Consider the following 15,114-nt stretch of genomic DNA (forward strand, 5'->3'; position numbering starts at 1 on the left):
ATGTTGAAAAAGCAAAAGCTTAAGAAAGTATGCAGCAGGCAATTGGATGTTTTACCGCATATCAGCATTCAGAAATTTCGCCAGCCTGATTCAGAATCATTCGTTTTTTACTTAACAGCTGAAAGGCCAGAAGATAAATCAATTGAAGATGTCTTTTGTTTATTACTAGAGAGGGAAGAGTATGCCGAAGCAAGCCGGGAATGGAACAGAGCAGCAATAGAGAAAACTAGAGATGCTGTATTAACGAACATACTGGAACCGGTAATAGAACATGGGATTTTTTCCAAAATTGACGGAGCATCTGCTTTACAGCGAATCCATACCTATGAAAATAACGGTATTCAAATTGATGAGTCGCTGTTTATGGATGAAAGCAGGCATGTCGTCATCTATGATGATTGGAATTTGTTCATGGTGTTTGGTTATGAAGGGACAACAGCTTATCTATATACGTGGTTTACAACAGCATAGAGAGATGATCTTGTGATTGTCATATGCGAAATCGTTTTGCCTGTTCTTCGATGAGGAACAGGCATGAAAAAACCTTACTCCAAATGGGGTAAGGTTTTCATTCTTATGCTGCGGGCGTAACGATTTGATTTCTTTCTAAAATCGCTTGGGATTCCTCGTTTGCTGGGCGGTATCCTTTTTCAATCAATTCTTTTATGTAGAGCTTGTTATAAATAAATGAGAAAACAATGCCGCTGACCCAGCCGCCAATTCCTAACGTAAATGAGCCAAGAGCGACAGAAATAATAAACATGATCGCAGCCCATTTTAAATCACCGCGGAATAACGCAGGGAAAAAACCGAAGAAGAAAGTCGTCCAGCTAAATCCGACTTTGACTTCCTTTGTCAGCCCGCCTTCATTTTTCAGCAAAACCTTCATCGTATTCAACCTCTTCTCTAAGATGATATTCGTAAGCAGAACCAAAGAAAAATAAGACAAAAGAAAGATTGCAATGTGCATTTTCTGCTCAACAATTCCTATCATACTACGATTTTAGGGAAAAAGTAACTTCAATTTTTAAAAAATGAAAAAATGAAAATTTAAATCCATTTAAGTATAAATGTGCAAATAAACCCGCCTTCTTAAACGTGAAGGCGGGTTTATTTTCTTATGCGAACAGCTTATCAATAAACGAAATATCTTCTTGAGAAAGCGTCACGTCGGCTGTTTTAATGTTATCAATCAGCTGATCGGCACGTTTTGCTCCAGGGATTAAAATATCAATTTCCGGTCTTGCTAAATACCAGGCCAATACGATGTGAGGGATATCCACGTTGTGTTTTTCGGCAATCGGCGCAAGCTTGTTGACCTTTCTGATATTTTCTTTGAAACGCTCGCCCTTGAAGTGTTCCTGTTCGTTTCGCAGGTCGCCTTCTGGGAACGTTGTATCTTCTGTATACTTTCCTGCCAATAAACCTGATACGAGCGGGAAGTAAGGGATAAATGAAATGTTATGCTCCTTCGTATACGGGAAGAATGTTTTTTCCGCTTCACGGTTTAACAGGTTGTATTCGCCTTGCAATACATCTACCAAACCGTCTTTGTTTGCTTCTTTCAATTGCTCTAAAGAGAAGTTGGATACACCGATGGAGCGGATTTTTCCGGCTTTCTTCATCTCATTCAATGCGTTAACGGCTTCATCCTTCGGCGTATGTTCGTCAGGGAAGTGAATGTAGAACAAATCAATATAATCGGTATTCAAGCGCTTTAGGCTTTCATCAACTGATTTTTTTAGAAATTCTGGTGAATTATCAAAGACAAAGTCATTGCCTTGTTTTCTGTGAGCGGCTTTTGTGGCGATGACAACATCTTCACGGTTGAATTCACGCAGCACTTCACCAATTAATTCTTCGGAACGGCCGATCCCGTAAATATAAGCGGTGTCTAACATGGTCACGCCATTATGAATCGCCTCGCGCACCAATTCTTTTCCGGTTTCTTCATTCAGGTTCGGGTAGAGGTTATGTCCTCCGACAGCATTTGTTCCTAATCCGATAGGGAATACCTGCAAGTCTGATTTTCCGAGCTTCGCTTTTTTCATGATCTGCCTCCTAGAATAAAATGGATGATAGACTCTCAACACTATTGTAAACGTTAGGCCAGATGAATGCCGATTTGATGCTCATTGCAGTACTGCGTGTACTCGTCGTCTAATGGCTGAGAGGTCACAATGCAATGCAGCCTGTCAAACGGCGCATACGTCAGAAGCGTTGATTTTCCGAATTTAGAATGGTCAGCCAATAGATACACTTCTTTTGCTTTTTCTGAAATCCTCTTTTTAATTTCATACTCCAGCAGATCCGAATTGGTCAATCCGTGTGTCAGCGTCGTTCCGGTAGCGGACATAAAGGCTTTGTTGATATTGTACTTATCAAGCATAGCCGGGTCGTCCATGCCGACAAAGGAGCGGGTTTTTCTCTTATAGTTGTTTCCGATAATGATTAAGTTGATATTCTTCAATGCTGACGCCGCATTGATAATGTCTAAACTGTTGGTTAAGATGGTGACATTTTTGGCTGGATCAAGCGTATCAAGAATAGACTTTGTCGTCGTTCCTGAATCAATGAAGACCAAATCGTGATCTTCAATAAATCGGGAAGCATAATGGGCGATTTTTGTTTTTTCATCCTGGTGCTGAATGGTGCGATTTTCAAAAGGAACTAATGCGGTTTTTTCAATAGATGTTACGCCGCCGTATACTTTTTCAATCGCACCCTTTTCTGTTAGCTTGTTGATATCACGTCTGACTGTGTTTTTGGAGACATTGAACACCTGGCACAGCTCATCTAAGGAAACAGTGCCATGCGATAAAATGTACTCCTCCATTTCCTGAATCCGCATCAGTTTCATATTAAAAACTCCTTCTTGAATCTTTACGTAACATAAATATATAATAAAAACCAAAAGTTAATCAATAGTTGCTTAAAAAATGATAACATCGGTGTATATCTTTTGCAAGATTGGACGGCCTTCTCTTACCTCTCTTACTTGATTAAAAGATTAATATCACTAGTGTCGCATTAAAATAATTCAACGATTTATAAAAATCTAAATTTTCAGTAATTTTATCTTTGCATAAAAAAAGCCTTTATAATGGTAGGGCGGTAATAAACCATCCAAATCCAAAATAAAGGACAATAAGCATGGATAAGTTTACACGAAAAACATCATTTGAACAATGGTTTTCACCGATTTTCTCCACAAAACTCGAGGAATTGGTTGAAAGCTATCAATTAAATTACTATACAAAGAAGCTACATATTGCGTCATTCTTGAAATTGTTCGTATTCGCTCAGCTCAATGAAACCGAGAGTCTGCGTGCAGTCAGTGAGACATTATTTTCTGACGAGCTTCAAAAAGCGACGCATTTAGAAGCGATTAGCTTTTCGCAGCTCGGACGCCGATTAAATCAAGTGCCGACTGAAGTGTTCCAACAGGTATTTTTGGATTTAGTTGCCCAAATTCACGAGAAATCACATTATGAGCAGCGCCGAGAAACGACAACACCACTGAAAATTATCGACTCGAGTACGTTGCCATTGAACTTGAAAAACCATAAGTGGGCTGAATTCCGTAAAACAAAGTCGGGCATCAAGCTTCATTTACGTCTTGTTTACGCAGAAAAAGGCTGTTCCTATCCAGATAAAGCGGTGCTGACAAACGCGAAAGAACATGATCGTGGTCAGCTGGAAGTACTCGTTGACGACAAAGAATGCATGTACGTCTTTGACCGGGGTTACTTGGATTATGAACGATTTGACCGCATGACAGACGATGGGTATTTCTTTGTGTCACGCTTACGAAAAAACGCTGTCATTCGTGTAATCGAGCCATTTAAACTGCCTGAAGACTCGCTTGTGTTTTCAGATGAAATGGTTTTGATTGGTACACCACAAAACCGTGCAGAAAACGCTTTTCGCCTCATCAAAGTGCTCGATTCAAAAGGAAACGAACTGCATCTGATCACAAATCGATTTGATTTAAGCGCTGACGAAATCGCTGAGTTATATAAGTCGCGCTGGGCAATCGAGCTATTTTTTAAATGGCTGAAGCAGCACCTGAACATCAAAAAGTTCTACGCGCAGAGCGAACAAGGCGTACATAATCAAGTGTATATCGCAATGATTGTATATTGCCTAAATGTACTGGCACAGCTGAACACGAACAGTTCAAGGACGTACTTACAAATTAGTCGCTTACTCAAAGCGGCACCATGGAAATCCGCTCATTTATGGCTACGAAAAATCGTAGGGAAAACCGTGCCCTAAAGAATTTCACAGGTCTGTTGCACTCGTCAAAGATTAGAGTAAAAAAATGGATGTTAACTACCTCTATTCAAATGTCTTTGTTTTTCTTCTCATGAGTAAAAACAAGAAAGCAGAAAATTCAGTCAAAATTTATGCAACACTAGTGGATTAATATAATAAAAATAATGAAAAAATGTAGTGTTTATGATTGACTTATGGGTATAATGCGATTAGAATATAACCAAGAAATGACCAAAATTTAACCTGTTGTGCATGAAATGGTTGCTTGTATGTAAATATGCATCCGCCATTTATTTTTTTGGTTTTTTTGAAAGCGTTTAATTCTTGGCTTACTGAAAAGTGGATATTGATATGAATCTATCCTGAACCATCCATACAAGTGTATGTGTTTACTAATGAAGGAGGCAATAAGAATGGCAGAAATCAGAAAATTAAAAAACTACATCAACGGTGAATGGGTTGAAAGCAAAACAGATCAATATGAAGATGTCGTCAATCCGGCGACGAAAGAAGTACTATGCCAAGTGCCGATTTCTACAAAAGAGGATATTGATTACGCAGCGCAAACGGCGGCTGAAGCGTTTGAAACATGGTCAAAGGTGGCGGTTCCGCGCCGTGCCAGAATTCTATTTAACTTTCAGCAGCTGCTGTCCCAGCATAAAGAAGAACTGGCTCATCTGATTACCATTGAAAACGGAAAAAACACAAAAGAAGCTTTAGGTGAAGTGGGACGCGGGATTGAAAACGTAGAGTTCGCCGCTGGAGCACCTTCCCTGATGATGGGTGACTCACTTGCTTCCATCGCAACGGACGTTGAAGCGGCGAACTACCGTTACCCAATCGGAGTTGTCGGCGGAATCGCGCCATTCAACTTCCCGATGATGGTTCCTTGCTGGATGTTCCCGATGGCGATCGCGCTCGGCAACACATTTATTTTAAAGCCATCTGAGCGGACTCCGCTGTTAACAGAGAAATTGGTTGAGCTTTTTGAAAAAGCGGGCCTTCCGAAAGGGGTATTCAACGTCGTATACGGTGCGCATGACGTTGTGAACGGCATCCTCGAGCATCCCGAAATTAAAGCGATTTCATTTGTAGGCTCCAAGCCAGTCGGCGAATACGTCTACAAAAAAGGAAGCGAACACTTAAAACGCGTTCAATCTCTGACTGGTGCGAAAAACCATACGATTGTCTTGAACGATGCGAATCTTGAAGACACGGTCACAAACATCGTCGGAGCTGCCTTCGGTTCTGCCGGTGAACGCTGCATGGCTTGTGCGGTTGTGACAGTTGAAGAAGGAATCGCCGATGAATTTATGGCGAAGCTGCAGGAAAAAGTGGCGGACATTAAAATCGGTAACGGCCTTGATGACGGCGTGTTCTTAGGACCGGTGATTCGCGAAGACAACAAGAAGCGCACGCTCAGCTATATCGAAAAAGGCCTTGAAGAAGGTGCCAGACTCGTATGTGACGGACGTGAAAATGTGTCTGACGACGGCTACTTTGTCGGCCCGACGATCTTTGACAATGTCACAACAGAGATGACGATCTGGAAAGATGAAATTTTCGCTCCGGTCTTATCTGTCATCCGTGTGAAAAACCTGAAAGAAGCGATTGAAATCGCCAATAAGTCTGAGTTTGCGAACGGTGCCTGCTTGTTCACATCCAATTCAAACGCAATCCGCTACTTCCGTGAAAACATTGATGCGGGAATGCTAGGCATCAACCTTGGTGTGCCGGCTCCAATGGCGTTCTTCCCATTCTCAGGTTGGAAATCTTCATTCTTTGGAACGCTGCATGCGAACGGAAAAGACAGCGTCGACTTCTATACACGTAAAAAAGTGGTAACGGCAAGATTTCCGGCACCTGATTTCAACTAAACGACGAACAGCCGAACGGCGTCCATGTGCGCTGTTCGGACTCATTCTGCCAATAGAAAGAGGAGGGCTTCTCTATGAGTTATTTGTTGCGTAAGCCGCAGTCGCATGAAGTGTCTAATGGGGTCAAACTCGTGCACGAAGTAACGACATCCAACTCTGATCTCACTTATGTAGAGTTTAAAGTGTTAGATCTTGCATCAGGTTCAAGCTATACAGAAGAATTGAAAAAACAAGAAATCTGTATTGTGGCGGTAACGGGAAAAATTACAGTGACAGATCATGAGTCGACTTTTGAGAATATCGGCACGCGTGAAAGCGTATTTGAACGAAAACCGACAGACAGCGTCTATATATCAAATGACCGTGCATTTGAGATCACAGCAGTCAGCGACGCAAGAGTGGCGCTTTGCTATTCTCCATCGGAAAAGCAGCTTCCGACAAAGCTGATCAAAGCGGAAGACAACGGAATTGAGCATCGCGGGCAATTTTCAAACAAACGTACTGTTCATAACATTCTTCCGGATTCAGACCCTTCAGCTAACAGTCTATTAGTAGTTGAAGTCTATACAGACAGCGGCAACTGGTCCAGCTACCCGCCTCACAAACATGATCAAGACAACTTGCCGGAAGAATCTTTCTTAGAAGAAACGTACTACCATGAGTTAGACCCGGGACAGGGCTTTGTATTTCAGCGCGTATACACAGATGACCGTTCTATTGACGAGACAATGACTGTGGAAAATGAAAACGTTGTCATCGTTCCTGCGGGATACCACCCGGTAGGCGTTCCGGACGGATACACATCCTACTATTTAAATGTCATGGCAGGGCCGACGCGAAAATGGAAGTTTTATAACGACCCGGCGCATGAGTGGATTTTAGAACGCTAACAAGTGAGGAGTGGCTGTTTACGATGAAGTATACATTCAATGAAGAGAAGGCTTTTGACATTATTGCCATCGGCCGGGCATGTATTGACCTGAACGCAGTCGAATACAACCGCCCAATGGAAGAGACGATGACATTTTCCAAATACGTCGGCGGTTCACCTGCGAATATCGCGATCGGCAGCGCGAAGCTTGGCTTAAAAGCGGGCTTCATCGGCAAAATTCCGGATGACCAGCATGGAAGATTCATAGAGTCCTATATGAGAAAGACCGGCGTTGATACAACACAGATGGTTGTTGATCAAGATGGACACAAAGCAGGCCTTGCATTTACAGAAATCCTCAGCCCTGAAGAATGCAGCATTTTAATGTATCGCGATGATGTGGCGGATCTTTATCTTGAGCCTTCAGAGGTAAGCGAGGACTATATCGCAAATGCGAAAATGCTGCTTGTTTCCGGGACAGCGCTCGCCAAAAGCCCGTCACGGGAAGCGGTGCTAAAAGCTGTTCAATACGCGAAGAAGCATCAGGTTAAAGTGGTGTTCGAACTGGATTACCGTCCGTATACGTGGCAGTCATCAGATGAAACAGCCGTTTATTATTCTTTGGTTGCCGAGCAGTCTGATATCGTCATCGGCACACGCGATGAATTTGATGTGATGGAAAACCGCACAGGCGGAAGCAATGAAGAATCCGTCAATCATTTATTTGGCCATTCAGCCGACCTCGTTGTCATCAAACACGGCGTCGAAGGCTCTTACGCATACAGCAAATCCGGCGAGGTATTCCGCGCTCAAGCGTACAAGACAAAAGTGCTGAAAACCTTTGGAGCCGGTGACTCCTATGCGTCAGCCTTTATCTATGGCCTTGTCAGCGGAAAAGACATTGAAACGGCATTGAAATACGGCAGTGCTTCCGCTTCCATTGTGGTGAGTAAGCATAGTTCGTCAGAAGCGATGCCGACTGCGGAAGAAATCGTACAGCTTATTGAAGCACAGTCATAATTGAAAAAGATCGAGTAAAGGTGGGATCGTTTGTGGGTAAGAAAATTCGCTTAACAACAGCACAGGCGCTGATTAAATTCTTAAACCAGCAGTACATCCATGTTGATGGAAAGGAAGAGCCTTTTGTCGAAGGGATTTTCACAATTTTCGGTCATGGAAACGTATTAGGGATCGGGCAAGCGCTTGAGCAGGATGCAGGCCATTTGAAAGTCTATCAAGGGAAAAATGAACAAGGAATGGCGCATGCGGCCATGGCGTACAGCAAGCAAATGCTGAGAAGAAAAATATATGCGGTGTCTACATCCGTCGGACCTGGAGCGGCTAACTTGGTGGCGGCAGCCGGCACTGCATTGGCAAACAATATCCCAGTTCTCTTGATTCCGGCAGACACATTTGCGACAAGACAGCCAGACCCTGTACTGCAGCAAATGGAGCAAGAATACAGCGCGGCGATTACGACAAACGATGCATTGAAACCTGTATCGAGATACTGGGACCGCATTACGCGCCCTGAGCAGCTGATGAGCAGTTTGCTGCGCGCGTTTGAAGTCATGACTGATCCGGCAAAAGCAGGTCCGGCAACGATTTGTATTTCTCAGGATGTTGAAGGGGAAGCATACGATTTTGATGAAAGTTTCTTCGTCAAACGGGTTCACTATATTGATCGCATGCAGCCGAGCGAGCGCGAGCTTCAAGGTGCGGCGGAGCTGATTAAATCCAGCAAAAAACCTGTGATTCTCGTCGGCGGAGGCGCAAAATATTCCGGTGCGCGCGATGAATTGGTTGCCATTTCTGAAGCCTATAACATTCCGTTAGTTGAAACACAGGCAGGAAAGTCTACTGTTGAGGCAGATTTTGCGAACAACCTTGGCGGAATGGGCATCACAGGTACACTTGCGGCAAACAAAGCGGCCCGCCAAGCTGATTTGATTATCGGCATCGGCACAAGGTATACAGATTTTGCGACATCCTCTAAGACCGCTTTTGATTTTGATAAAGCGAAGTTTTTGAACATTAACGTCAGCCGAATGCAGGCGTATAAACTTGATGCATTCCAAGTGGTAGCGGATGCGAAAGTGACGCTTGGCAAACTGCACGGCTTGCTTGAAGGCTATGAGAGCGAGTTCGGCACAACGTTCCGGGAGCTGAAGGACGAATGGCTAGCTGAACGCGAACGTCTCAGCAAAGTGACGTTTAAGCGGGAAGCATTTGATCCGGAAATCAAAAATCATTTTTCTCAAGAGGTCCTGAATGAATATGCTGACGCGTTGAATACTGAGCTTCCGCAAACAACGGCATTGCTGACAATCAACGAGACGATTCCTGAAGACAGTGTCATCATCTGTTCAGCAGGCTCACTCCCAGGAGATTTGCAGCGTCTGTGGCATTCTAATGTTCCGAATACGTATCACCTGGAGTATGGGTATTCTTGCATGGGCTATGAAGTGTCCGGGACACTCGGTCTTAAACTGGCCCACCCTGACAGAGAAGTGTATTCAATCGTCGGAGACGGCAGCTTCCTGATGCTTCATTCTGAATTGATCACGGCGATTCAGTACAACAAGAAAATCAATGTGCTGCTCTTTGACAACTCAGGATTCGGATGCATCAACAACCTGCAAATGGATCACGGCAGCGGCAGCTACTATTGCGAGTTCCGAACAGATGACAACCAAATCCTGAATGTCGATTACGCGAAAGTCGCTGAGGGATACGGCGCGAAAACCTACCGCGCAAACACAGTAGAAGAATTAAAAGCGGCGTTAGAGGATGCGAAGAAACAGAATGTATCAACATTAATTGAAATGAAGGTGCTGCCTAAAACAATGACGGACGGCTATGACAGCTGGTGGCATGTCGGAGTGGCAGAGGTATCTGAACAAGAAAGCGTTCAGAAAGCATACGAAGCAAAAGAGAAAAAGCTGGAATCTGCGAAGCAGTATTAGAGGGGAGGCACCATAGATGGGCAAAAATGAAATCCTGTGGGGAATCGCTCCCATTGGGTGGCGGAATGATGACATGCCTGAAATTGGAGCGGGAAATACACTTCAGCATTTGTTAAGTGATATCGTTGTCGCACGTTTTCAAGGCACGGAGGTCGGGGGCTTTTTCCCCGAACCTGCCATCCTGAACAAAGAGCTGAAGCTTCGGAACTTACGCATTGCAGGAAAATGGTTCAGCAGTTTTATTTTGCGTGACGGACTTGGTGAAGCGGCAAAGACATTTACCCTGCATTGTGAGTATTTGCAGCAAGTAAACGCGGATGTCGCAGTTGTCTCTGAACAAACGTACAGCGTGCAAGGCTTGGAGAAAAATGTGTTCACAGAGAAGCCGCACTTTACGGATGATGAATGGGAGCGGCTTTGCGAAGGGCTGAATCACCTTGGCGAAATTGCCGCTCAGCATGGCTTGAAGCTTGTCTATCATCATCATCTCGGCACTGGTGTCCAAACAGCGGAAGAAGTGGACCGCCTGATGGCAGGAACAGACCCTGCGCATGTACACCTCCTCTATGATACAGGCCATGCGTATATTTCTGACGGCGATTACATGGGGATGCTTGAGAAGCATATCGGCCGCATTAAGCATGTGCACTTTAAGGATGCCCGCCTGAATGTCATGGAACAATGCAGGCTCGAAGGACAATCGTTCCGGCAATCATTTTTAAAAGGCATGTTTACGGTTCCCGGTGATGGCTGCATTGACTTTAGAGAAGTATATCAGCTGCTGTTGAAGCACAGTTATTCCGGATGGATTGTCATTGAAGCTGAACAGGACCCCGATGTTGCCAACCCGCTGGAGTATGCATTGATTGCGAGAAACTATATTGATCAGCAGTTGTTGGATCTGGCTTAATGGGGAATGAACATATGGGCAATACCAATGGAGATTCAGCCTTCAATAAACGGACAATCGCGGCAGCATTGGCCAACTATATTGATGCCGGTTCAATTGTGGCAGGCTCCGCCGGTTTATCATTATGGGTCAGTTACCTTAAGCTATCCGATACGCAAATCGGGCTGCTTGGCGCGCTGAGCGCAAATGCGATTTCTGCCGCTGTCGGCGCGCTGCTTGGCGGGTTTCTGGCTGATAAAGTCGGACGGAAGGCTGTTTATACCAATAGTATGCTGGTTTATGCACTAGGGATTTGTTTGGTTTTGTTCGGGGTTAATTTCCCCATGTTGTTAAGCGGTTACATCATTATCGGTTTATCAGTAGGAGCTGATATAACCGCGTCATGGACCATTATTGCGGAAAATGCGCCAAAGAAGAATCGGGCCAGGCATTGTGGCGTAGCACAAGTCGCTTGGGCCGCGGGCGCTGTCGTTGTACTGTTCCTCTCCGTACTGGCCGGTGACTTGGGACTCTTGGGGAATAAAATCGTATTTGCCCATCTGCTTGTGATTGCGCTGATTACGTACATCCTGAGAATCAGGCTTCCGGAATCAGACGCCTGGCAGTCAAAAAATCAGCCGGAGGATGCTCAGGCAGAGAAGCCGGCTGTACTGAGTAAGACATCATATTTTGATTTGCTCAAGCCTATGTATCTCAAAAGCATACTGTTTTTGATGGGTGTGTACTTGGTTTGGAACTTAGCCGCCGGGGTCATGGGCTTCTTTATGCCATACATTTATCAGCAGGTCGGCGGTGTATCTGCCAACATGGCCAACCTTTTGCAAATGGGGCTGTTTATCTTCACAGGATTGGGGGTCGCTTTGATCTTCATGCCCTTTGCCGACAAATATAGAAAAACCGTATTTGGAATCGCCGCTTTCATGGCGGTGATCGGGTGGACACTGTTTCTGCTGCCAGTTGAAGGCCTGCCGATTCTGCTCCTGTTTATTGTCGTGATCGGCATCAATAACGGAGCCGGGCAGCAAGCGAACTATCAGTTATGGGCCAGCGAAATCTTTCCTACGCAATATCGTGCTTCCGCACAAGGACTGATGTTTTTCCTTGTCCGTATTTCAATAGGGATTTGGAGTCTGTTTGTCCCAATGATTATCACCAATTTCGGCATTGGAACGATGGCTGCAATTCTTCTCGGATGTGTGACGGCCAGTATGATCATCGGGCTGCTCTTTGCGCCGAATACGTCTGGCAAGTCGCTTGAGCAAATTCAAGAGGAACTCTACGGATCTCCTCAGAGCCAAGTAAAGCAAGAAACAGAAAGCAAAATAATGTAATCAACAGAAGGAGTGGCTGTCAATGAGTTTACGTATTGGCGTAATTGGAACTGGAGCAATCGGAAAAGAACATATTAACCGCATCACGAACAAGCTGTCCGGCGCAGAAATTGTAGCTGTAACGGATGTCAATCAAGAAGCTGCACAAAAGGTCGTTGAGCAATACCAATTAAACGCGACGGTTTATCCGAATGATGACAGCCTGCTTGCAGACGAAAATGTAGACGCTGTCTTAGTGACAAGCTGGGGGCCTGCGCATGAGTCAAGCGTGCTGAAAGCCATCAAAGCCCAGAAATATGTGTTCTGTGAAAAACCGCTCGCGACAACGGCTGAAGGATGCATGCGCATCGTCGAAGAAGAAATCAAAGTGGGCAAACGCCTTGTTCAAGTCGGCTTCATGCGCCGTTATGACAGCGGTTACGTACAGCTGAAGGAAGCACTCGATAACCATGTGATTGGCGAACCGCTTATGATTCACTGCGCGCACCGCAACCCGACTGTAGGAGATAACTACACAACCGATATGGCCGTAGTCGATACGCTTGTTCATGAAATTGATGTGCTGCACTGGCTCGTCAACGATGACTACGAGTCCGTTCAAGTCATCTACCCGAAAAAATCGAAAAACGCGCTGCCGCATTTAAAAGATCCGCAAATCGTCGTGATTGAAACAAAAGGCGGTATCGTCATCAATGCTGAAATCTATGTGAACTGTAAATACGGCTATGACATTCAATGTGAAATCGTCGGAGAAGACGGCATCATCAAGCTTCCCGAGCCATCAAGCATCAGCTTGAGAAAAGAAGGCAAATTTAGCACTGATATTTTGATGGATTGGCAGAGACGCTTTGTCGCTGCGTACGATGTGGAAATCCAAGACTTTATTGATTCGATTCAAAAGAAAGGCGAGGTCAGCGGACCGACGGCATGGGACGGCTATATTGCTGCTGTTACGACTGACGCGTGTGTAAAAGCCCAAGAATCTGGACAAAAAGAAAAGGTTGAATTGAAGGAAAAACCGGAATTCTATCAATCTTTTACAACAGTTCAAAACTAAAAAACAGAGGAGTGAAAATATGAAGTTAGCATTGGATCCATCCATGTATCGTGATGATTTAACTTTAGAGGAAACGGTCTATAAAACGGCGGAGCTTGGCTATGAATATATCGAATTGTCTCCGCGTGAGGATTTTTGCCCGTTTTATAAATATCCGAAAGTCGATTCAGCAAAGATCAAACAATTAAAGCGCCTTTTAAGAGATACAGGTGTTAAGCTTTCATCGCTTCTTCCTCTTTACCACTGGGCGGGACCCGATGAAGACCGCCGCCAGGCAGCAGTGCGCAATTGGAAACGGGCAATCGAAATTGCCGTTGAACTTGAAGTGGATTTGATGAACAGCGAATTCAGCGGTTCAAAATATGATCCTTTAACAAGTGAAGAAAAATTTATCAAATCCATGGATGAGCTTCTGCCAGTCTTTGAAAAAGAAGGTATTAAACTCAATCTTCAAGCCCACCCATACGATTTTATCGAAACGCACAAAGGTGCGATGGATATGATCCGCGCGCTTGACAAGGATTGGATCAATCTTGTCTACTCGACTGCGCATACGTTCTTCTATGATGACGGCAAAGGCGACATCGAGACCATGTTTGACGAAGCCGGCGACCGCCTCACACATGTTTTATTTGCAGATACCTATAATCATAAAGCGGCTCATGGTCTTCGCTATATCGTCAATCCGCCTGACGCGCAAGTAACGGTTCACCAGCATTTGGACATTGGTCAAGGCGAGGTTGATTTTGATACGATTTTCAGAAAACTGAGAGAGATGAAGTTCGACGGAATTGCGACGAATGCCGTATTTGCTTGGGTCGATGAAAGAGCGGATGAATCAAGCCGATTTATGCTTAAGAAAATGAAAGAAGAATTAGGTCTGGCATAAGCTGAGCATGGAGTTCGGCGGGATATGGCGACAGCCTTCCTGCCGAACTCCCTTCATATCTAAAACGCAGATGGGGGAGTCTGGCATGAAACTTTGTTTTAATGAAGCGACAACATTGGAAAACTCAAACCTTAAACAGGATTTAGAATTATGCGAAAAGCACGGCTATGATTATATTGAAATCCGCACAATGGATAAGCTGCCGGAGTACTTAAAAGATCATTCATTGGCAGATCTTGCGGAATATTTTCAAACCCATCACATCAAACCGCTTGCCTTAAACGCACTCGTTTTCTTCAACAACCGTGATGAAAAGGGCCACAACGAGATCATCACTGAATTTAAAGGCATGATGGAAACATGCAAAACCCTCGGTGTGAAATATGTGGTGGCCGTTCCGCTTGTGACAGAGCAGAAGATTATAAAAGAAGAGATCAAAAAGAGCAGTGTAGACGTGCTGACTGAGCTGTCAGATATCGCGGAGCCGTACGGCGTAAAAATAGCGCTTGAATTTGTCGGCCATCCGCAATGTACGGTCAATACGTTTGAACAGGCGTATGAGATCGTAAACACAGTTAACCGTGACAATGTCGGGCTTGTCCTTGACAGTTTTCACTTCCATGCAATGGGTTCAAATATTGAGAGCTTAAAGCAGGCGGACGGAAAGAAAATCTTCATCTATCATATTGATGATACAGAAGATTTCCCAATCGGCTTTTTAACAGATGAGGATCGTGTATGGCCGGGACAAGGGGCAATTGACTTAGATGCCCACTTATCAGCACTGAAGGAAATCGGCTTCTCTGATGTTGTTTCGGTTGAGCTCTTCCGGCCTGAATACTATAAGCTGACTGCTGAGGAAGCCATTCAAACAGCGAAAAAAACAACAGTGGATGTCGTATCAAAATACTTCAGCATGTAATGGATAAAGGAGG

The 15,114-nt window shown here is 44.5% G+C and carries 14 protein-coding genes; 11 read left to right on the forward strand and 3 right to left on the reverse strand.

The annotated features are described in order from the left end of the window. Window positions 1–471 (forward strand): hypothetical protein, encoded by a 471-nt coding sequence (locus PUN35_RS15610; RefSeq protein ID WP_014481422.1) that lies wholly within the window; start codon window positions 1–3, stop codon window positions 469–471. A 103-nt stretch (window positions 472–574) separates the two neighbouring features. Here PUN35_RS15610 and PUN35_RS15615 read toward each other — a convergent pair whose 3' ends face one another. From PUN35_RS15615 to iolR, 3 genes are all read right to left on the reverse strand, one after another. After that, window positions 575–889, reverse strand: coding sequence for a hypothetical protein (locus PUN35_RS15615; RefSeq protein ID WP_014481421.1), 315 nt, complete (start codon window positions 887–889; stop codon window positions 575–577). Between the two features lie 229 nt (window positions 890–1,118). Then, a complete protein-coding gene (locus tag PUN35_RS15620; protein ID WP_014481420.1) occupies window positions 1,119–2,051 on the reverse strand; it encodes an aldo/keto reductase in 933 nt (310 codons plus the stop codon). A 53-nt stretch (window positions 2,052–2,104) separates the two neighbouring features. Continuing rightward, the gene (iolR, locus tag PUN35_RS15625) at window positions 2,105–2,860 is read right to left on the reverse strand and encodes a myo-inositol utilization transcriptional regulator IolR (RefSeq protein ID WP_003227050.1); all 756 of its coding nucleotides are present in this window, start codon (window positions 2,858–2,860) and stop codon (window positions 2,105–2,107) included. Between the two features lie 293 nt (window positions 2,861–3,153). Here iolR and PUN35_RS15630 point away from each other — a divergent pair, with 293 nt between their 5' ends. From PUN35_RS15630 to iolI, 10 genes are all read left to right on the forward strand, one after another. After that, complete coding sequence (locus PUN35_RS15630) at window positions 3,154–4,278, forward strand: IS4-like element IS4Bsu1 family transposase (protein WP_031601042.1); 1,125 nt, start codon at window positions 3,154–3,156, stop codon at window positions 4,276–4,278. A 413-nt stretch (window positions 4,279–4,691) separates the two neighbouring features. Continuing rightward, on the forward strand, window positions 4,692–6,155 hold the full coding sequence (gene iolA / locus PUN35_RS15635; RefSeq protein WP_014481419.1) for a methylmalonate-semialdehyde dehydrogenase: 1,464 nt from the start codon (window positions 4,692–4,694) through the stop codon (window positions 6,153–6,155). A gap of 74 nt (window positions 6,156–6,229) precedes the next feature. Next, entirely contained in the window at window positions 6,230–7,045 is an 816-nt protein-coding gene (gene iolB, locus PUN35_RS15640) for a 5-deoxy-glucuronate isomerase (RefSeq protein WP_014481418.1), read from the forward strand. A 23-nt stretch (window positions 7,046–7,068) separates the two neighbouring features. Then, a complete protein-coding gene (gene iolC, locus PUN35_RS15645) occupies window positions 7,069–8,046 on the forward strand; it encodes a 5-dehydro-2-deoxygluconokinase (RefSeq protein WP_014478485.1) in 978 nt (325 codons plus the stop codon). Between the two features lie 32 nt (window positions 8,047–8,078). Next, window positions 8,079–9,992 carry a 3D-(3,5/4)-trihydroxycyclohexane-1,2-dione acylhydrolase (decyclizing) gene (gene iolD, locus PUN35_RS15650; protein ID WP_014481417.1) on the forward strand — a complete coding sequence of 638 codons (1,914 nt, stop codon included), beginning with the start codon at window positions 8,079–8,081 and terminating at the stop codon, window positions 9,990–9,992. A 16-nt stretch (window positions 9,993–10,008) separates the two neighbouring features. Further along, window positions 10,009–10,902, forward strand: coding sequence for a myo-inosose-2 dehydratase (gene iolE, locus PUN35_RS15655; protein ID WP_014481416.1), 894 nt, complete (start codon window positions 10,009–10,011; stop codon window positions 10,900–10,902). Between the two features lie 14 nt (window positions 10,903–10,916). Further along, entirely contained in the window at window positions 10,917–12,233 is a 1,317-nt protein-coding gene (iolF, locus tag PUN35_RS15660; RefSeq protein ID WP_014481415.1) for a myo-inositol transporter IolF, read from the forward strand. A 22-nt stretch (window positions 12,234–12,255) separates the two neighbouring features. Continuing rightward, entirely contained in the window at window positions 12,256–13,290 is a 1,035-nt protein-coding gene (gene iolG, locus PUN35_RS15665; RefSeq protein ID WP_014481414.1) for a bifunctional inositol 2-dehydrogenase/D-chiro-inositol 1-dehydrogenase, read from the forward strand. A gap of 19 nt (window positions 13,291–13,309) precedes the next feature. Further along, window positions 13,310–14,179, forward strand: a complete 870-nt coding sequence (locus PUN35_RS15670; RefSeq protein WP_014481413.1) for a sugar phosphate isomerase/epimerase family protein — start codon at window positions 13,310–13,312, stop codon at window positions 14,177–14,179. 85 nt (window positions 14,180–14,264) lie between these two features. Then, window positions 14,265–15,101, forward strand: coding sequence for a 2-keto-myo-inositol isomerase (iolI, locus tag PUN35_RS15675; RefSeq protein ID WP_014481412.1), 837 nt, complete (start codon window positions 14,265–14,267; stop codon window positions 15,099–15,101). The last annotated feature ends 13 nt before the right edge of the window (window positions 15,102–15,114 follow it).

Origin of the sequence: Bacillus sp. N3378-2at, from assembly GCF_033412715.1 — a bacterium.
Taxonomy (GTDB): domain Bacteria; phylum Bacillota; class Bacilli; order Bacillales; family Bacillaceae; genus Bacillus; species Bacillus subtilis.